Source organism: Klebsiella sp. R390, from assembly GCF_051131745.1.
GTDB lineage: Bacteria > Pseudomonadota > Gammaproteobacteria > Enterobacterales > Enterobacteriaceae > Klebsiella.
In genome coordinates, this window is record NZ_CP180445.1 from 1,129,635 (window position 1) to 1,148,069 (window position 18,435).

General features: G+C 53.5%; 18 protein-coding genes, 5 tRNA genes and 1 other RNA gene. 4 read left to right on the forward strand and 20 right to left on the reverse strand.

What is annotated here, in order from left to right; genetic code table 11:
- Position 1: 1 nt before the first annotated feature.
- From galK to gpmA, 3 genes are all read left to right on the forward strand, one after another.
- Complete coding sequence (gene galK, locus ACMYSP_RS05255) at positions 2–1,150, forward strand: galactokinase (protein WP_434585871.1); 1,149 nt, start codon at positions 2–4, stop codon at positions 1,148–1,150.
- Entirely contained in the window at positions 1,144–2,187 is a 1,044-nt protein-coding gene (galM, locus tag ACMYSP_RS05260) for a galactose-1-epimerase (RefSeq protein WP_434585872.1), read from the forward strand. The genes galK and galM overlap by 7 nt, the downstream gene beginning before the upstream one ends.
- 207 nt (positions 2,188–2,394) lie before the next feature.
- Entirely contained in the window at positions 2,395–3,147 is a 753-nt protein-coding gene (gene gpmA, locus ACMYSP_RS05265; RefSeq protein ID WP_004859709.1) for a 2,3-diphosphoglycerate-dependent phosphoglycerate mutase, read from the forward strand.
- Positions 3,148–3,236: 89 nt separating this feature from the next.
- On the opposite strand, the gene aroG is transcribed toward gpmA, so the two are convergent.
- Positions 3,237–4,289, reverse strand: a complete 1,053-nt coding sequence (aroG, locus tag ACMYSP_RS05270) for a 3-deoxy-7-phosphoheptulonate synthase AroG (protein WP_434585873.1) — start codon at positions 4,287–4,289, stop codon at positions 3,237–3,239.
- 397 nt (positions 4,290–4,686) lie between these two features.
- Between aroG and zitB the strand changes: the two genes are divergently transcribed.
- Positions 4,687–5,625 carry a CDF family zinc transporter ZitB gene (gene zitB / locus ACMYSP_RS05275; RefSeq protein ID WP_434585874.1) on the forward strand — a complete coding sequence of 313 codons (939 nt, stop codon included), beginning with the start codon at positions 4,687–4,689 and terminating at the stop codon, positions 5,623–5,625.
- On the opposite strand, the gene pnuC is transcribed toward zitB, so the two are convergent.
- The 19 genes from pnuC to cydA all read right to left on the reverse strand — a co-directional run bounded on the left by pnuC (position 5,622) and on the right by cydA (position 17,688).
- Positions 5,622–6,341: a nicotinamide riboside transporter PnuC gene (gene pnuC, locus ACMYSP_RS05280; protein ID WP_434585875.1), complete on the reverse strand. Its 720-nt coding sequence runs from the start codon at positions 6,339–6,341 to the stop codon at positions 5,622–5,624. The genes zitB and pnuC overlap by 4 nt on opposite strands.
- A gap of 36 nt (positions 6,342–6,377) precedes the next feature.
- Entirely contained in the window at positions 6,378–7,421 is a 1,044-nt protein-coding gene (nadA, locus tag ACMYSP_RS05285; protein WP_123756008.1) for a quinolinate synthase NadA, read from the reverse strand.
- 209 nt (positions 7,422–7,630) lie between these two features.
- Positions 7,631–7,756, reverse strand: a non-coding RNA gene (locus ACMYSP_RS05290) — RtT sRNA.
- Between the two features lie 31 nt (positions 7,757–7,787).
- Positions 7,788–7,863 (reverse strand) — tRNA-Lys (locus ACMYSP_RS05295).
- Positions 7,864–7,992: 129 nt separating this feature from the next.
- Positions 7,993–8,068 (reverse strand) — tRNA-Lys (locus ACMYSP_RS05300).
- A 45-nt stretch (positions 8,069–8,113) separates the two neighbouring features.
- Positions 8,114–8,189: transfer RNA gene (locus ACMYSP_RS05305), tRNA-Lys, on the reverse strand.
- Positions 8,190–8,192: 3 nt separating this feature from the next.
- A tRNA-Val gene (locus tag ACMYSP_RS05310) sits at positions 8,193–8,268 on the reverse strand.
- A gap of 127 nt (positions 8,269–8,395) precedes the next feature.
- A tRNA-Lys gene (locus ACMYSP_RS05315) sits at positions 8,396–8,471 on the reverse strand.
- Between the two features lie 162 nt (positions 8,472–8,633).
- A complete protein-coding gene (gene cpoB, locus ACMYSP_RS05320) occupies positions 8,634–9,425 on the reverse strand; it encodes a cell division protein CpoB (protein ID WP_434585876.1) in 792 nt (263 codons plus the stop codon).
- A 9-nt stretch (positions 9,426–9,434) separates the two neighbouring features.
- Positions 9,435–9,959 (reverse strand): peptidoglycan-associated lipoprotein Pal, encoded by a 525-nt coding sequence (gene pal, locus ACMYSP_RS05325; protein WP_004859700.1) that lies wholly within the window; start codon positions 9,957–9,959, stop codon positions 9,435–9,437.
- Positions 9,960–9,993: 34 nt separating this feature from the next.
- A complete protein-coding gene (gene tolB, locus ACMYSP_RS05330) occupies positions 9,994–11,286 on the reverse strand; it encodes a Tol-Pal system beta propeller repeat protein TolB (RefSeq protein WP_434587018.1) in 1,293 nt (430 codons plus the stop codon).
- A 129-nt stretch (positions 11,287–11,415) separates the two neighbouring features.
- Positions 11,416–12,753 carry a cell envelope integrity protein TolA gene (gene tolA / locus ACMYSP_RS05335; protein ID WP_434585877.1) on the reverse strand — a complete coding sequence of 446 codons (1,338 nt, stop codon included), beginning with the start codon at positions 12,751–12,753 and terminating at the stop codon, positions 11,416–11,418.
- A gap of 103 nt (positions 12,754–12,856) precedes the next feature.
- Positions 12,857–13,285, reverse strand: a complete 429-nt coding sequence (tolR, locus tag ACMYSP_RS05340; RefSeq protein WP_434585878.1) for a colicin uptake protein TolR — start codon at positions 13,283–13,285, stop codon at positions 12,857–12,859.
- A gap of 3 nt (positions 13,286–13,288) precedes the next feature.
- A complete protein-coding gene (gene tolQ, locus ACMYSP_RS05345; protein WP_123756003.1) occupies positions 13,289–13,981 on the reverse strand; it encodes a Tol-Pal system protein TolQ in 693 nt (230 codons plus the stop codon).
- On the reverse strand, positions 13,978–14,382 hold the full coding sequence (gene ybgC / locus ACMYSP_RS05350) for a tol-pal system-associated acyl-CoA thioesterase (RefSeq protein WP_004859689.1): 405 nt from the start codon (positions 14,380–14,382) through the stop codon (positions 13,978–13,980). Before ybgC ends, tolQ begins: the two co-directional genes overlap by 4 nt.
- A gap of 160 nt (positions 14,383–14,542) precedes the next feature.
- A complete protein-coding gene (ybgE, locus tag ACMYSP_RS05355; RefSeq protein WP_434585879.1) occupies positions 14,543–14,836 on the reverse strand; it encodes a cyd operon protein YbgE in 294 nt (97 codons plus the stop codon).
- The gene (gene cydX / locus ACMYSP_RS05360) at positions 14,836–14,949 is read right to left on the reverse strand and encodes a cytochrome bd-I oxidase subunit CydX (protein WP_004100325.1); all 114 of its coding nucleotides are present in this window, start codon (positions 14,947–14,949) and stop codon (positions 14,836–14,838) included. The genes ybgE and cydX overlap by 1 nt, the downstream gene beginning before the upstream one ends.
- A 15-nt stretch (positions 14,950–14,964) precedes the next feature.
- A complete protein-coding gene (gene cydB / locus ACMYSP_RS05365; RefSeq protein WP_434585880.1) occupies positions 14,965–16,104 on the reverse strand; it encodes a cytochrome d ubiquinol oxidase subunit II in 1,140 nt (379 codons plus the stop codon).
- Positions 16,105–16,119: 15 nt separating this feature from the next.
- Positions 16,120–17,688, reverse strand: coding sequence for a cytochrome ubiquinol oxidase subunit I (gene cydA, locus ACMYSP_RS05370; protein ID WP_434587019.1), 1,569 nt, complete (start codon positions 17,686–17,688; stop codon positions 16,120–16,122).
- Positions 17,689–18,435: the final 747 nt, after the last annotated feature.

The window sequence follows — 18,435 nt, forward strand, 5'->3', positions numbered from 1 at the left end:
AATGAGTCTGAAAGAAACCACCCAAGCCCTGTTTGCTGAAAAATTCGGCTACCCTGCCACCCACGTGATTCAGGCGCCGGGTCGCGTTAACCTGATCGGCGAGCACACCGACTACAACGACGGCTTCGTGCTGCCCTGCGCCATTGATTACCAGACGGTGATCAGCTGTGCGCCGCGTACGGACCGTATCGTGCGGGTGATTGCGGCCGATTACGATAATCAGACCGACGAATTTTCCCTGGATAAGCCGATCGTCAGCCACGACAACCAGCAGTGGTCAAACTATGTCCGCGGCGTCGTGAAACATCTGCAACAGCGTAACAACCAGTTCAATGGTGCGGATCTGGTCATCAGCGGCAACGTCCCACAAGGGGCGGGCTTAAGCTCCTCTGCGTCGCTGGAAGTGGCGGTCGGGACCGTGTTCCAGCAGCTGTACCATCTGCCGCTGGACGGCGCGCAAATCGCCCTCAACGGCCAGGAAGCAGAGAACCAGTTCGTGGGCTGTAACTGCGGCATCATGGATCAGTTGATCTCCGCATTGGGTAAAAAAGATCACGCCCTGCTGCTCGACTGCCGTACGTTAGGCACCAAAGCCGTCTCCATGCCGAAAGGCGTCGCGGTAGTGATCATCAACAGTAATTTTAAACGTACTCTGGTGGGTAGCGAATACAACACGCGCCGCGAACAGTGTGAAACCGGCGCGCGTTTCTTCCAGCAGCCGGCACTGCGTGACGTCACCCTTGCCGAATTCAATGCCGTCGCCAGTGAACTGGACCCGGTGGTGGCGAAACGCGTCCGCCACGTACTGACCGAAAACGCCCGGACGCTCGAAGCCGCTACCGCGCTGGAAAAAGGCGATCTGAAACGCATAGGCGAGCTGATGGCCGAATCGCATGCCTCAATGCGCGATGATTTTGAAATCACCGTGCCGCAAATTGACACCCTGGTTGACATCGTCAAAGCCACCATCGGTGATAAAGGTGGCGTACGCATGACCGGCGGCGGTTTCGGCGGTTGCATCGTGGCGCTGGTGCCGGAAGATCTGGTGGCCACCGTTCAGCAGGCCGTAGCGCAGCAGTATGAAGCCAAAACCGGTATTAAAGAGACCTTCTATGTGTGCAAACCATCCCAGGGGGCCGGCCAGTGCTAAACCAGACAACAGAACGGGCGCCCGACGGGCAGCCGTGGAATCTGATCGTCCTGCGTAATACCGGCGGGATGGTCGTTACCCTAATGGACTGGGGCGCTACGTTGCTCTCCGCCCAGGTGCCGTTGGCCGATGGTGAAGTCCGTGAAGCGCTGCTTGGGTGCGCGTCGCCGCAAGATTACACCCGCCAGGCGGCCTATCTTGGTGCCTCCGTGGGCCGCTATGCCAACCGTATCGCCAACAGCCGCTTTAGCCTCGATGGGCAGACCGTCAATCTGATCCCCTCTAACGAGGCCGGTCATCAGCTGCACGGCGGGCCTGACGGCTTTGACAAACGTCGCTGGCAAATCGTCAGCGCCGATGAGCATCAGGTGCTGTTTGCCATAACGTCCGATGACGGCGACCAGGGATTCCCGGGCAACCTGACGGCGACGGCGCACTATCGTCTTACAGAAGATAACCGCATTGCCATCGAGTATCGTGCCACGGTTGACCGGCCCTGCCCGGTCAACCTGACCAACCATGTTTACTTCAACCTCGACGGCGGGCAAACGGACGTTCGCAACCACCAGCTGCAAATTTTTGCCGACAGCTATCTGCCGGTTGAGAGCGACGGCATTCCGGGCGGACCACTGCAGAATGTGACCCTGACCAGCTTTGATTTCCGCACGCCGAAAACGGTGGCGGACGATTTCCTGCGTGATGAAGATCAGCGCAAGGTGAAGGGCTACGATCACGCCTTCCTGCTGCAGGCGAAAGGCGATGCCCGCAACGCAGCGGCCCATGTCTGGTCACAGGATAAAAAGCTACAGATGACGGTGTATACCTCCGCCCCGGCGCTGCAGTTTTATTCCGGCAACTACCTGGGCGGCACCCCGTCACGAACGGAGCAACCGTACGTTGACTGGCAAGGCCTGGCGCTGGAAAGTGAATTCCTGCCGGACTCCCCCAATCATCCGGAATGGCCGCAACCCGACTGCGTATTACGCCCGGGCGAGGAGTACGTCAGCCTGACGGAATATCAGTTTATCGCCGGATAATCCCCCGCCCTCCTGTTGGAGGGCTTTTTTTTCGCCCTTTCGTTGAAAAATACGCCACTTACAGACAAAAACATAACCGTCGATTTACATGGATCTTACACTGAGCCACTATTTTCGCTATGGTTAGGGATAAGCATTGCCGAGACGCAAATCACGGCAATATAATGAGAATTGTTATCATTCAAACAAAGCTTGAGGAGTAAGTGTATGGCTGTAACTAAGCTGGTACTGGTTCGTCACGGCGAAAGCCAATGGAACAACGAAAACCGTTTCACCGGTTGGTACGATGTTGATCTGTCTGAGAAAGGCGTTGGTGAAGCAAAAGCCGCTGGTAAACTGCTGAAAGATGAAGGCTTCAGCTTCGATTTTGCTTACACCTCTGTGCTGAAACGTGCCATCCACACCCTGTGGAACGTGCTGGATGAACTGGATCAGGCCTGGCTGCCGGTTGAGAAGTCCTGGAAACTGAACGAGCGTCACTACGGTGCATTACAGGGCCTGAACAAAGCTGAAACCGCGGAAAAATACGGTGATGAGCAGGTTAAACAGTGGCGCCGTGGCTTTGCCATTACTCCGCCGGAGCTGACCAAAGACGACGAGCGCTACCCGGGCCACGATCCGCGTTATGCAAAACTGACCGATAAAGAGCTGCCGGTTACCGAAAGCCTGGCGCTGACCATCGAGCGCGTCGTGCCTTACTGGAACGAAACCATTCTGCCGCGTCTGAAAAGCGGTGAGCGCGTGATTATCGCCGCTCACGGTAACTCCCTGCGTGCCCTGGTGAAATACCTGGACAACATGGGCGAAGACGAAATCCTCGAACTGAACATCCCGACCGGCGTACCGCTGGTTTATGAGTTCGATGAAAACTTCAAGCCGATCAAACACTACTATCTGGGCAACGCGGATGAAATCGCCGCTAAAGCTGCAGCAGTAGCAAACCAGGGTAAAGCGAAGTAATCGTCGCTGACCCCCATAAAAAAAGCGTGGATTCGTCCACGCCTTTTTATTTGCCCGCCGTCATTGCCGCCGGGCGATGGTAAGCCGTATTAACCGCGACGGGCTTTTACCGCTTCCGCCAGCTGGCGCAGGATGATATCGGTATCTTCCCAGCCAATACAGGCATCGGTAACGCTCTTGCCGTAGGTCAGCGGTTCACCGCTTTCCAGGCTCTGGCTGCCTTCGACCAGGTGGCTTTCAATCATCACGCCCATAATCGCCTGTTCGCCGTTGGCAATCTGCTGGCAAACGTCCGCACCAACTTCCATCTGCTTTTTAAACTGCTTGCTGGAGTTGGCATGGCTGAAATCGATCATGATCTGCGATGGCAGGCCGGCTTTTGCCAGCCCGACTTTCACTTCAGCCACATGCTTCGCGCTGTAGTTCGGCTCTTTACCGCCGCGCAGGATGATATGGCAATCGCTGTTCCCACTGGTGTTCACAATCGCCGAGTGACCCCATTTGGTCACCGACAGGAAGCAGTGCGGCGCACCGGCGGCGTTAATGGCGTCGATAGCGACCTTAATGGTGCCGTCCGTGCCGTTTTTAAAACCAACCGGGCAGGAGAGGCCTGAAGAGAGTTCACGATGCACCTGAGATTCGGTGGTACGCGCGCCGATGGCGCCCCAGCTCATCAGGTCGGCAACGTACTGCGGGGTGATCATATCAAGGAACTCACCCGCAGCAGGCAGGCCGCTGTCGTTAATCTCCAGCAGCAGCTTACGGGCAATGCGCAGGCCGTCGTTGATGCGGAAGCTGTTATCCATATGCGGATCGTTAATCAGCCCTTTCCAGCCCACCGTGGTACGCGGCTTTTCAAAGTAGACGCGCATCACGACTTCCAGTTCGCCTTTCAGCTCTTCCCGAAGCGCCAGCAGACGTTCCGCATACTCTTTCGCCGCGGCAGGATCGTGAATAGAACATGGGCCAATCACCACCAACAAACGATCGTCATTGCCTTTCAGGATCTGATGGATCGCTTTACGTGCGTGTGCCACGGTGTTAGCAGCATTTTCGGTAGCGGGGAATTTTTCCAGGAGCGCAACGGGTGGTAATAATTCGTTGATCTCTTTAATACGTAAATCGTCGTTCTGATAATTCATTTTATTTCCAGCGTTGCCATACTTAATCAATTGAGTGCAATGCTTTCAATCTAACTCGCCGCCAGAAAAGTGTAAACTGGATTTTACAGTCAGCACATTAATTCACTGATTAAATAGAAAAAAACAATACAAACAGTAAGAATTAGCGAAAAACAAAGCGCATAATCAGTAATAAACACTACAAACAACGCGTGAATAAATATTATATATCGCCTATTTTACGTCATCATACAATCATGCTTCCGGGCCTTCTGTTTTCACTATTTTATCGTGCCAGACTGTTATGAAAACCCGGCGCACATCACCGATGATATGGTCTGATGGAATCGATGCATAATTACCGCTACTCTGTCAGCAGGTCGGATACTCACTGATAACATAATGACAGGATGCTTCGATGGCCCACGCTCATACCTCTTCGCAGACCACGGATAACGGTAACGAAAAACGTCTGCTTCAGGCTTTCATCGTCACCGCCGGCTTTATGATTATTGAAGCTATTGGCGGCGTCGTCTCTGGTTCTCTGGCGCTGCTGGCCGATGCCGGTCATATGCTGACCGACTCAGCCGCCCTGCTGTTTGCGCTGCTGGCAGTGCGCTTTGCCAGCCGCCCGCCTAACACCCGCCATACCTTCGGCTGGCTGCGCCTGACCACCCTGGCGGCTTTCGTTAACGCCATTGCGCTGGTCGTAATCACTATCCTGATCGTCTGGGAAGCGATTCAGCGTTTCAATCATCCGCAGCCGGTGGCGGGCACCGCCATGATGGTGATCGCCGTGGCCGGGCTGCTGGCGAATATCCTGGCATTCTGGATCCTCCATCGCGGTAGTGAGGAGCGAAATCTCAACGTGCGTGCCGCCGCATTACACGTCCTGGGCGACCTGCTGGGATCGGTCGGGGCGATCGTCGCCGCCATCGTGATTATCACCACCGGTTGGACGCCGATTGATCCGATCCTGTCGGTGCTGGTGTCGTGTCTGGTGTTGCGCAGCGCCTGGCGGCTGTTGCAGGAGAGTATGAACGAACTGCTGGAAGGGGCGCCGCGCTCGCTGGATGTTGAGGGACTCAAGCGGGATTTGCGCCGCTCCGTTGCGGAAGTCCGCGACGTCCATCACGTGCACGTATGGCTGGTTGGCGAAAAAACGGTGATGACGCTGCATGTGCAGGTGGTCCCCCCGCACGATCACGACGCCTTGCTTAACCGCATTCAGGAATTTTTACATCACAAATATGCGATTGAACACGTGACCGTGCAGATGGAGTATCAGCCCTGCAGTGGCCCGGAATGCCGTCTCAACATGACGCATGCCGGGCATGAGCATCACCACCATCACTAACGGGAAAACGCGTGAGAACCTCGCTCACGCGCGCTGTTCATCCACATCCGACTACCGTTGAGAGCAATGAAGGTCAGCAGCAGGTATTCCAGCGACATGGCATAGACGCCCTGAAGCGCAAAAATCACCACGCTGATGACGTTAATGATCACCCACAGTAACCAGTTCTCGACGTATTTGCGGGTCATTAAAATCATTGCCGCAATCGACAGCACCATCATGCAGGAGTCCCAGAACGGGAAGGCATCCGGCTGTAGTTCCGGCATCGTGACCTGCAGCCCAAGCCCCTGCATCAGCGTGACCGCAATCCGCGTCAGGAACGCGAACACCGGGTTAATGAACACCGTCATCAAGCCAATGGCCACGACGCAGGCCGTCAGCCAGCCCAGCGCCTTAGGCAGAGGCAGCCAGCGAATCTGCAGCTCCGCTTCATGACTGCTGGTCTGACGGGACCAGGCATACCAGCCGTACACGTTGGCCGCGAAGAAAAACACCTGCAGCAGCAGGCTGGCATACAGCTGAATCTGGAAGAAAATAATGGCAAACAGTGTGACGTTGATCAGCCCGAAAGCATAGTTGCTGATCTTTTCCAGACTCGCCAGCCAGATACACAGCAGCCCGGCAACCGTACCGACCGCTTCAATCCATGATAAGTCGTATCCTCCGGCACCGATGGGTATGTGCACCAGGATGTTCTGTGTACTAAAAAAGTCCATATTTTCCCCGAACAGTATTGATGATGTGATAAACCACTATCCCCGAAGTGTAGCGGCAAAATCCAGCATTCTGTTAAGCGGAATTAATGCACCGGCGCGCAGCGTTTCATCTACATGGATTTCATGCTCCTTGCCCCCACGCTCCAGCCCTTCAGCAATAGCTTTCAGGCCGTTCATTGCCATCCACGGACAGTGAGCGCAGCTGCGACAGGTTGCCCCCTCGCCCGCGGTCGGCGCTTCCAGCAGCTCTTTATCCGGGACGGCCTGCTGCATTTTGTAGAAAATCCCACGGTCGGTTGCCACAATGAGCTGGCGCTGCGGCAGGGTTTTCGCGGCGTTAATCAACTGGCTGGTCGAGCCTACCGCATCCGCCATATCCACGATCGACTGCGGTGACTCCGGGTGCACCAGAATAGCGGCATCGGGATACAGTGCTTTCATCCGCGTCAGCGCCTGGGTTTTAAACTCATCATGCACAATACAGGCGCCCTGCCAGCACAGTACGTCGGCACCGGTCTGTTTTTGCACATAATTGCCGAGATGGCGGTCCGGCGCCCAAATAATTTTTTCGCCCAGACTATCAAGGTGTTCAATCAGTTCCACCGCAATGCTTGAGGTCACCACCCAATCGGCGCGTGCTTTGACCGCCGCAGAGGTATTGGCGTAGACCACGACGGTGCGGTCAGGGTGCGCATCGCAGAATGCGGAAAACTCCTCGATCGGACAGCCGAGATCCAGCGAGCACTCGGCGTGCAAGGTTGGCATCAGGATCGTTTTTTCCGGGCTGAGGATTTTTGCCGTCTCACCCATAAAGCGCACCCCGGCGACCAACAGCGTTGATGCCTGGTGGCGGGCGCCAAACCGGGCCATCTCCAGTGAGTCAGAGATGCACCCGCCGGTTTCCTCTGCCAGTTGCTGAATTTCTGGGTCGGTATAGTAGTGGGCAACCATGACCGCATCACGTTCACGCAGCAGACGTTTAATCTTTTCACGATAAAAGTGCTTTTCGTCGCGGCTGAGTGGCAACGGTTTGGGCGGAAAAGGATAAATCGCCGTTTCAGGGTCAAACATTACGCTCATCTTGCAATCTCGTTTTACTGGCTTAACGAAAAAACCGTTAATATGCCCGAAGATGGCATAGCGACGGCTGTGGTGTTTTATATGCTAAACAAGATAACGGATTGTACAGAAAATGTCGTGTGGAATTTGCGGTCAGCCAGGGGCTACAGCAGGAGGATAAGCATGTGACGGGAGAAAACGGCGCATAGCAAAAAGGCGCCTTTTTACATTGGTGGGTCGTGCAGGATGACTCGCTATCGCTCGTCCTTCGGGCCGTCGCCGTAAACGGCTCCGTTGTCTCGCTGCGCTTGACCCGAACCTGCGGCAGGTTCGAATCTTCAAATTCTGTATATAGCAAAAAGGCGCCTTTAGGGCGCCTTTTTACATTGGTGGGTCGTGCAGGATTCGAACCTGCGACCAATTGATTAAAAGTCAACTGCTCTACCAACTGAGCTAACGACCCCTTTCGGGTTTTGATGCTTTAATCATTCAGGATGGTGGGTCGTGCAGGATGACTCGCTTTCGCTCGCCCTACGGGCCGTTGCTGTGCAACGTTATCCTTCACGTTTAACATCAACATTCGATGTTAAATTGGTGGGTCGTGCAGGATTCGAACCTGCGACCAATTGATTAAAAGTCAACTGCTCTACCAACTGAGCTAACGACCCGCTCGGGTACAACCTGAATTATTCTTCACTCGTCACCAATAAAATTGGTGGGTCGTGCAGGATTCGAACCTGCGACCAATTGATTAAAAGTCAACTGCTCTACCAACTGAGCTAACGACCCGAGTGGTGGGTGATGACGGGATCGAACCGCCGACCCCCTCCTTGTAAGGGAGGTGCTCTCCCAGCTGAGCTAATCACCCGATACTACGCTGGATACTGCTAATTAGTGGTGGGTCGTGCAGGATGACTCGGCTTCGCCTCGCCCTACGGGCCGTTGCTTTCGCAACGTTATCCTTCACGTTTTACTACCGCATTCCACTTTTTAATTGGTGGGTCGTGCAGGATTCGAACCTGCGACCAATTGATTAAAAGTCAACTGCTCTACCAACTGAGCTAACGACCCACTTTTTTTGCCGCTTCAGGCTTGTTCGATATCCCTTGGCAACGGCGGCATATATTACTGATTTAAGAATTCAGCGCAACAAGTATTTCGATAAAAAACATCTGACTGCTTAGGATTCACGCGACAAGACCAGAAATAATGCGATTTCTGGTCATGCCATAATCATCCCAGCGTGTTAAGACGTTTCTGAGCTTGTTTTGCACCATCGGTGCCGGGAAATTTACTCACGACCTGCTGGTAGACGGCTTTTGCCTTCGCCGTATCCCCTTTGTCCTGCATGATCACGCCAACCTTAAACATCGCATCTGGCGCTTTAGGGGATTTCGGGTAATTTTTCACCACGGAAGCAAAATAGTACGCGGCATCGTCTTTTTTCCCCTTATTGTAATTCAACTGACCGAGCCAGTAGTTGGCGTTCGGCTGATATGTTGAATCCGGGTACTGTTTAACGAAAGTCTGAAATGCCGCCATCGCGTCATCCTGGCGCGAAGGATCCTTCACCAGCGCAATCGCCGCGTTGTAATCAGTATTTGCATCACCGCTCGACGCCGGAGCGCCTGAGGAGGCTGCTGGCGCCGCGGTAGCTGCTGCTGCGCCCTGATCACCCGCAGACGATGAGGTCTGGGCACCTGCTGCTGCACCGCCGCTACCAAGAGCGTCGATTTGTAGCAGGATTTGTTTCTGGCGTTCAACAACCTGATTCAACTGATACTGGCTTTCCTGAATCTGACCGCGCAGGGAATCAATATCATTTTGGTTATCGGAGAGCTGTTGTTGAAGTTGGGTTAAAAGCTGGCTGTGAGCGTTAGAAATACGCTCGAGCTGAGTGACGCGGTCTTCGACCGAGCCAGAGCCGACACTACTGATTGGCGCCTGAGCAAAAGCGGCCCAGGGGGCCGCTATGCCAACCAGTAACGACAGACTCAACAGATGATGTCTGAAGTTACTGCTCATGCAATTCTCTTAGTAAACCAGTACGGCGCGACGGTTTTTAGCGTAAGCCGCTTCGTCGTGACCCAGTACTGCAGGTTTTTCTTTACCGTAAGAAACGATGGAGATCTGGTCGGCGGAAACACCTTTGCCCTGCAGATACATCTTAACGGCGTTAGCACGACGCTCACCCAGAGCGATGTTGTATTCCGGAGTACCGCGCTCATCCGCGTGACCTTCAACAGTCACTTTGTAGGATGGGTTGCTACGCAGGAAGTTAGCGTGCGCATCCAGCATTGCAGCGAAGTCAGAACGGATATCGTACTTGTCCAGATCGAAGTAAACGATGTTGTTCTGCTGCAGCTGCTGCATTTGCAGACGAGCTTGCTCTTCGGAAGACATGTTGCCACCGTTAGCGTTAGCATCCATACCAGTGCCGGCACCCAACATGCCTTCACCGCTCTGGTCGTTGCTGGCATTCTTGTTAGAAGAACACGCCGCGATTGCCATAACCGGCAGAGCGATCATCAGCCCTTTCAGCACTTTGTTCAGTTGCATTTCTTTGATTCCTTTAATAATCAATTATTTATTATCACAGATACGGAGACCAGGCAGGGAATTTGACCTGTCCATCAGTCGCCGGAAGACGCGCTTTGAAACGCCCATCTGTAGAAACCAGATTCAGCACGGATCCCATCCCCTGAGAAGAGCTGTAGATTACCATAGTGCCGTTAGGTGCCAGACTTGGCGTTTCATCCAGGAACGTTGACGACAAAACTTGTACGCCACCCGCTACCAGATCTTGTTTGGCAATGTGCTGCTGACCGCTGGCCGAGCTCACCATTACCATAAATTTACCGTCGCTGCTGACATCCGCATCCTGGTTCTGAGAACCTTCCCAGGAGATACGCTGCGGAGTACCGCCGCCAATGCTGACTTTGTACACTTGCGGACGACCGGCCTGGTCAGATGTAAAGGCCAGGTTTTGGCTGTCCGGGAACCAGGTTGGCTCGGTGTTGTTGCTGCGACCGGTGGTTACCTGACGAATCTGGCCAGATCCCAGTTCCATCACATACAGCTGCAGGCTACCGGTTTTTGACAGCGCAAAGGCCAGTTTAGAGCCATCCGGCGAGAAAGCCGGCGCACCGTTATGCTGCGGGAAAGAGGCAATCTGACGTACCGCGCCGTTAGCCAGCGTCTGCACAACCAGCGCCGAACGACCGCTTTCGAAGGTGACGTAAGCCAGTTTAGAACCGTCCGGAGACCATGCCGGAGACATCAGCGGCTGTGGTGAACGGTGAACGGTGAACTGGTTGTAGCCATCGTAGTCAGAGACGCGCAGTTCGTAAGGGAACTGGCCGCCGTTGGTCTGCACCACGTAAGCAATACGAGTACGGAACGCACCTTTAATAGAAGTCAGCTTCTCAAATACCGCGTCGCTGGCGGTGTGAGCCGCATAGCGCAGGTACTGTTTAGTGACCTTATAAGAGTTTTGCGCCAGAATTGTCCCCGGAGCACCACCGGTATCGACCAGTTGGTACGCAACGTTGTACGAACCATCCGGGTTACCAGTGACCTGACCAACCACGACCGCATCGATACCCAGCGCAGACCATGCCGCCGGCTGCACTTCTTGTGCCGTACCCGGTTGCTGAGGCAGACGCGAGCGATCCAGTGGGTTGAACTTACCGCTGTTACGCAGGTCAGCCGCCACGACACCGCCAATATCTTCAGGTGCAGCACCCGGCCCAGCCCACTGGAACGGCACAACGCCGATCGGGCGTGCCGAGTCCACCCCTTGGGTGATCTCGATACGTACTTCTGCGTGCAGCACAGCCGCCCACAGCATTAAAAAACCAAATGCTACTCGTAATGCCTGCTTCATCATATCTCCCTTATCCGGGCGGAAGGCCCACGATAATTTAGCAGAATGTTAACAAACTCAAATATACAAAACTACCAAAACCCAGTGACTACCATAGATTGTTTTGCCCCGCTTGCACGGGGGAAATCATTACAGTTTAAAGTCTAGTTTGGCATCTTTAATTTTCTCATAAACAGCCTGGCTAGGCGGCTTAGGAATTCGCGCCGTCTTCGCGGCTGTCACCGCAGCCTGACAAAGCGCCGGATCCCCACCTTCTTGTTGAACATCAAGCAGTTGACCATCAGATCCTAGCTTAATATGCAACACACAAGACTTACCAGCATACAGGTCTGCACCATACAATTTGCTTTGAATAGCATTTCGAATTTGCGATGCATAAGCGCTGATATCAGCCCCAGAAGCCCCACCATTACTGCCCGATGTTCCTGCCGCATTGGCAGGTTGCCCCTGACCTTTTGCACTGCCGCCTTTCGGCGCATTCTTACCTGAGCTCAGGTCACCCAGCAGGTCGTCGACGCCATCAGCATCTTTGGCGGCAGCCGCTTTTTTCGCTGCTGCTGCTTTTGCAGCGGCGGCCTTAGCAGCTTTATCGGCAGCAGCTTTTTCCGCTGCCGCTGCTTTGGCTGCTGCAGCTTTCTCTGCTTTATCCGCGGCGGCTTTTTCCGCTGCTGCGGCTTTGGCTGCTGCGGCTTTTTCTGCTTTTTCCGCGGCAGCTTTCTCAGAAGCGGCCTTTTGGGCGGCGGCTTTTTCAGCCGCGGCTTTCTCGGCCGCTGCCTGCCTGGCTGCTTCCTGCTGAGCTTGCTTTTCAGCCTGCTGCTGTGCTTTCTTCGCGGCATCGGCGGCGGCTTTCGCTGCTACAGCTTCCGCTTTCTTCTGAGCATCTGCAGCCGCTTTTGCCGCTTCGGCTTCAGCCTGTTTCTTCGCATCAGCAGCGGCTTTAGCTGCCGCAGCTTCCGCTACTTTCGCCTGAGCATCGGCTTTCGCCTTCGCGTCAGCCGCAGCTTTTGCTGCTGCTTCCTGCGCTTCTTTGGCCTGAGAATCTGCTTTGGCTTTCGCGGCAGCGGCCGCTTTCTCCGCCGCTTCTTCAGCCTGCTTCTGCTGTTCTTTTGCTTCTTTAGCGGCTTCCTGCGCCTGCAGACGATCCTGCTCAAGCTGCTTCAGACGCTCTTGCTCTGCAGCCTGTTTTTCACGCAATTCTTCCGCCTGCTGCTGAGCCTGCTTTTCGCGCTGCTCAGCGGCACGACGCGAGCTGGCCTGCTGCTGCTGCTGACGGTTGTAGTTATTCACGACCGCACCAGGATCAACCATTACTGCATCAATGGAGGAGCCCCCACCGCCACCGGCTGAGGTATCCAGATGCTCATCGAACGAACTCCAGATCAGCAGCGCGATCAGAATGATGTGCAGCGCGACTGAAACTATGATCGCTCGTTTAAGCTTGTCGTTTTGTTCGGTTGCCTTTGACACTATCGGTTCCCAAAAACTGTTCGCCTGTTCCCGCTATTCTCGCTGGCAGCGAGCCAGTCACTCTCGCCGCCAACGGCCTCACGGGCGCACATATCTGAAGCGATTAAATAGGCTTGGTCATTAAGCCAACCGATTTAACCCCTGCGCTATGCAACAGGTTAAGCGCTTTAATAATTTCATCGTAAGGTACGTCTTTCGCACCGCCGATCAGGAACACCGTTTTCTCGTTCGCGTCGAGTCGGCGTTTCGCTTCAGCAATAACCTGCTCTGGCGGCAGCTGCGACAGCGTCTCCGGGCCCACTTTTACGCTGTACTGCCCGATGCCGGAAACCTCAACGATCACCGGCGGATCATCATTGCTTTTCACCGCTTGTGATTCCGTCGCATCCGGCAGGTCGACCTCTACGCTCTGCGTAATGATCGGCGCGGTCGCCATAAAAATCAGCAACAGCACCAGCAGGACATCCAGCAGCGGAACGATGTTGATCTCGGACTTCAGTTCGCGACGTCCGCGTCCACGTGCTCTGGCCATGGCTTACCCCTTATTGCTTTCGCTGCTGGTAAACGCCTGACGGTGCAGAATCGCGGTGAACTCTTCCATAAAGTTGTCGTAGTTCAGTTCAAGTTTGTTCACGCGCTGGTTCAAACGGTTATAGGCCATGACCGCCGGGATTGCCGCAAACAGGCCGATTGCCGTGGCGATCAGCGCTTCCGCGATACCCGGTGCAACCATCTGCAGTGTCGCCTGTTTTACCGCACCGAGTGCAATAAAGGCGTGCATAATCCCCCAGACGGTACCGAACAGACCGATATACGGGCTGATGGAGCCGACGGTTCCGAGGAACGGAATATGCGTTTCCAGGGTTTCCAGCTCGCGGTTCATGGAGATACGCATCGCACGCGACGCGCCCTCAACCACGGCTTCAGGCGCATGGCTGTTTGCGCGATGCAAACGAGCGAACTCCTTGAAACCGCTGTAAAAAATCTGTTCAGACCCCACCAGGTTATCGCGACGCCCCTGGCTTTCCTGATACAGGCGCGACAGCTCGATGCCCGACCAGAATTTGTCTTCAAAAGCTTCCGCTTCGCGGCTTGCCGTATTGAGGATACGCGTTCTCTGAATAATGATAGCCCAGGAAGCGATAGAAAAACCAATCAAAATCAACATGATAAGTTTAACCAGAAGGCTCGCCTTCAGGAACAAATCAAGGATATTCATGTCAGTCACTGCTTAAACTCCGCGACAATAGACTTGGGAAGCGCACGAGGCTTCATTAAGAGTGGATCAACGCACACAATGAGAACTTCAGCTTCATTCAAAACTGTATTCTCTGCGTTGACGATTCGCTGCGTGAAAACCAAAGAGGTGCCTCGCATTGAGGTGATTTCTGTCTGGATTTCGAGCATATCGTCGAGTCTGGCGGGCGCAAAATATTCCAGCGTCATTTTGCGAACCACGAAGGCAACTCGTTCAGCCAGCAGAACCTGCTGACTGAAGTGATGGTGGCGCAGCATCTCTGTGCGTGCTCTTTCATAAAAAGCGACGTAGCTGGCGTGGTAAACCACACCACCGGCATCGGTGTCTTCATAGTAGACACGTACCGGCCATCGAAACAGCGTTGTATTCACTTTACATCCCGGTAATGCAAAAAAAGAGTAGTGCTTTCAAACTTCGCTACTATACGCGCGGGGAACGTGGTTGGGAATGGGAGAAAGTAAACAGCGAGTAAATTTTTATGGGCTTATGCAAGCCCATAAGGATAACAGAGTTCTCTTATTCTCTTCTCTTTCAAAAGAAGAAGAAAAACAGCCCTGTAATGAGGACAATATCAGCGATAAGTGGACAAAAAATCCCTTTCCAGTGGACGGCTCGCGGGCTGAAACCCACACCGTGGATAACCCCGGCACACACGGCCCACATCAGCAGGAACCCGTGCCAGATTTCCAGTGAACTGGTTTTCGCCGCGAAGCGCGACGGATCCCACATGATGCACCCTGCCAGCAGCAGCGCCATCAATAAGGAAAGCGCCCTTAACGGGCGCTTGTCCATTATCGCGTACATCATTGCGATAACTTTACTCATCAATGTTCTTCTTTACCTGCTTTGGTCGCTTCAACGTGCTCAAGCGCTAACGCAGTAATCACGCCAAAAGCACAGGCAAGAAGCGTTCCCAAAATCCATGCGAAATACCACATTTATAGCTCCTTACCTTAGTACAGCGAGTGGGTGTTCTTTTCGATGTCTTCGCGAGTGATGCGGCCAAACATTTTCCAGTAACACCAGGTGGTGTACGCCAGAATAATCGGCACGAAGACAATCGCCGCGTAGGTCATCACGTTCAACGTCAGCTGGCTGGAGGTTGCATCCCACATAGTCAGACTAACGTTCATCATTGTGCTGGACGGCATGATGAACGGGAACATGGCAATCCCACAGGTCAGGATGATGCACGCCAGAGTCACGGAAGAGAAGACAAACGCCAGCGCACCTTTTTCCAGACGTGAAGTCACAATGGTCAGCAGCGGCAGAACTACACCCAGCGCCGGGATAATCCACAGTGCCGGCATGTTCTGGAAGTTAACCAGCCATGCACCAGCCTGGCGAGCGACTTCTTTCGTCAGCGGGTTAGATGGCGCAGAGTGATCGATAGCGGTGGTCACCACGTAACCATCGATACCGTAAACCACCCACACCCCTGCCAACAGGAAGCACACCAGCGTAACCAGCGCCGCAACCTGCGAGGTGATGCGTGCACGCAGGTGCAGTTCACCCACGGTACGCATCTGCAGATAAGTCGCGCCCTGGGTCAGGATCATCGCCACGCTAACAATACCGGCCAGCAGACCAAACGGGTTCAGCAGCTGGAAGAAGTTTCCGGTGTAGTACAGGCGCATATACTCGTCCATATGGAACGGTACACCCTGCAGCAGGTTACCGAATGCGACACCAATCACCAGCGGCGGTACAAAGCTACCGATGAAAATGCCCCAGTCCCACATGTTACGCCAGCGGGTATCTTCAATCTTCGAGCGATAGTCAAAGCCTACCGGACGGAAGAACAAGGAAGCCAGCACCAGGATCATCGCCACATAAAAGCCGGAGAACGCCGCAGCATACACCGTCGGCCAGGCCGCAAACAGCGCGCCGCCCGCGGTGATCAGCCACACCTGGTTTCCGTCCCAGTGCGGGGCGATGGAGTTAATCATGATTCGACGCTCGGTGTCATTGCGACCGAGGAAGCGGGTGAGCATGCCCACCCCCATGTCGAAACCATCGGTGACGGCAAAACCAATCAACAGTACGCCGATCAGCAGCCACCAGATTAAACGTAATACTTCATAATCGATCATTTCACGACTCCTGTCTTAGCGTGCCGGCTGAGTAGTCGTGGAAGACTGCTCAAAGTGGTAGCGACCAGTTTTCAGGCTGCTTGGTCCACGGCGTGCGAATTTGAACATCAGGTACAATTCAGCCACCAGGAACAGGGTGTACAGACCACAAATCAGCAGCATCGAGAAGAGCAGATCGCCCACGCTCAGCGACGAGTTTGCCACCGCAGTCGGCAACACTTCACCTATCGCCCACGGCTGACGGCCGTATTCCGCCACGAACCAGCCGGATTCGATAGCAATCCATGGCAGTGGAATCGCATACAGCGCGATGCGCAGCAGCCATTTCTTCTCGCCAACCTGATTACGAAGTACCGTCCAGAAGGAAGCGGCAATGATCCCCAGCATCAGGATGCCGCAGGCAACCATGATACGGAATGCGAAGTACAGCGGCGCAACGCGTGGGATAGAGTCTTTGGTTGCCTGCTGGATTTGAGCTTCCGTCGCATCTGCAACGTTCGGGGTATAACGTTTCAGCAGCAGACCGTAGCCCAGATCTTTCTTCACGTGGTTGAACTGATCGCGAACCGCCTGATCGGTGGAGCCAGCACGCAGCTCTTCCAGCAGACTGTAAGCTTTCATCCCGTTACGGATACGCTCTTCGTGCTGTGCCATCAGGTCCTTCAGACCAATGACCGGCTTATCAACCGAACGAGTGGCGATAATACCCAGCGCGTAAGGGATCTGAATCGCGAAGTGGTTGGTTTGTGCATCCTGGTCAGGAATACCAAACAGGGTAAAGGCCGCTGGAGCCGGCTGTGTTTCCCATTCGGCTTCAATGGCTGCCAGTTTGGTTTTTTGCACGTCGCCCATTTCGTAACCGGATTCGTCACCGAGGACAATAACGGAGAGAATAGCCGCCATACCGAAGCTGGCTGCGATAGCAAAGGAGCGTTTAGCAAAGGCGAAGTCACGACCGCGCAGCATGTAGTAGGAGCTGATGCCCAGAATGAACATCGCACCGCAGACATAACCGGAGGCTACCGTGTGAACAAATTTCACCTGGGCAACAGGGTTCAGGACCAGCTCGGAGAAGCTGACCATTTCCATGCGCATGGTTTCGAAGTTGAAGTCTGATGCGATCGGGTTTTGCATCCACCCGTTAGCGACGAGGATCCACAATGCCGACATGTTGGAGCCCAGCGCCACCAGCCAGGTTACCGCCATGTGCTGCACTTTACCCAGACGATCCCAGCCGAAGAAGAACAGGCCGACAAAGGTAGATTCCAGGAAGAAGGCCATCAGGCCCTCAATCGCCAGCGGCGCACCGAAGATATCGCCCACGTAATGAGAGTAATACGACCAGTTTGTCCCGAACTGGAACTCCATGGTCAAACCGGTTGCCACACCCAGCGCAAAGTTGATCCCAAACAACTTGCCCCAGAACTTGGTCATATCTTTATAAATCTGTTTGCCGGAAAGGACGTAAACCGTTTCCATAATGGCCAGCAGGAACGCCATACCGAGCGTCAGTGGCACAAAAAGGAAGTGGTACATCGCGGTCAAGGCAAACTGTAAGCGCGACAGTTCGACTATATCTAACATCATGACTCCTTGCTCATCGCATGAAGACTCCGAGAATGAACCCACCGCAGTAAGCTCATACGCATGCCCCAATACAAAATAACTTGCTTCCCGCTTCGTTACCGTTTCGTCACCAGATGAAACAGCTCCTCGCAAAGGTTACAAATACGTTAACGAAAAACCCAATTGATTCCCCAATATATTACGCCGCAATAACCTTACAATAAACAGGATTTTATTGAATCTGTTTTACATTTACGACAGTGATCAATATATAGCGAATTTGCCCGGTTTAGGCCAATTTGATTGGCGACAATTTAACGATTTTTTGGGATTTTTTCCAAGCTTTAAGTCTTGATATAAATCAATTTTTTCCATCCATGTTAATTATGTATCCCAACAAAGAATAATGGTGAATCTAATGTTAAATACATGTTTAAAACATGCCAACAATAGTTACCAAAAAGAGAGATATGAGAATTACAGGTAATACGTTTTAACGTTAAGGCGAATTCAGTGAAAAAAATGGTGATCTGAATAATGTTAGACGCCTCACAGTAATTTGCCTAATAGACGGCATCAATTAAGTCATCATTTTTATCTTTTACTTTTTTCACCAAAAATAGTCACGAGGCTCATGCCCTCCCCTTCCTGGAAATAATCGTGCAATATTTATAAAAATAAGGTGTTAAATCAATACAATAGAAAAGGTTTCTTTGAGAGGAAAGATAAAAACGCTCCGGTGAAAGCCCGGTCACGATGGTTGAT

Bases quoted from the DNA above. Each gene is read 5' to 3' on its own strand.
- galK (WP_434585871.1), top strand. From the start codon at position 2: ATGAGTCTGAAAGAAACCACCCAAGCCCTGTTTGCTGAAAAATTCGGC.
- gpmA (WP_004859709.1), top strand. From the start codon at position 2,395: ATGGCTGTAACTAAGCTGGTACTGGTTCGTCACGGCGAAAGCCAATGG.
- aroG (WP_434585873.1), bottom strand. From the start codon at position 4,289: ATGAATTATCAGAACGACGATTTACGTATTAAAGAGATCAACGAATTA.
- zitB (WP_434585874.1), top strand. From the start codon at position 4,687: ATGGCCCACGCTCATACCTCTTCGCAGACCACGGATAACGGTAACGAA.
- pnuC (WP_434585875.1), bottom strand. From the start codon at position 6,341: ATGGACTTTTTTAGTACACAGAACATCCTGGTGCACATACCCATCGGT.
- nadA (WP_123756008.1), bottom strand. From the start codon at position 7,421: ATGAGCGTAATGTTTGACCCTGAAACGGCGATTTATCCTTTTCCGCCC.
- cpoB (WP_434585876.1), bottom strand. From the start codon at position 9,425: ATGAGCAGTAACTTCAGACATCATCTGTTGAGTCTGTCGTTACTGGTT.
- pal (WP_004859700.1), bottom strand. From the start codon at position 9,959: ATGCAACTGAACAAAGTGCTGAAAGGGCTGATGATCGCTCTGCCGGTT.
- tolB (WP_434587018.1), bottom strand. From the start codon at position 11,286: ATGAAGCAGGCATTACGAGTAGCATTTGGTTTTTTAATGCTGTGGGCG.
- tolR (WP_434585878.1), bottom strand. From the start codon at position 13,285: ATGGCCAGAGCACGTGGACGCGGACGTCGCGAACTGAAGTCCGAGATC.
- ybgE (WP_434585879.1), bottom strand. From the start codon at position 14,836: ATGAGTAAAGTTATCGCAATGATGTACGCGATAATGGACAAGCGCCCG.
- cydX (WP_004100325.1), bottom strand. From the start codon at position 14,949: ATGTGGTATTTCGCATGGATTTTGGGAACGCTTCTTGCCTGTGCTTTT.
- cydB (WP_434585880.1), bottom strand. From the start codon at position 16,104: ATGATCGATTATGAAGTATTACGTTTAATCTGGTGGCTGCTGATCGGC.
- cydA (WP_434587019.1), bottom strand. From the start codon at position 17,688: ATGTTAGATATAGTCGAACTGTCGCGCTTACAGTTTGCCTTGACCGCG.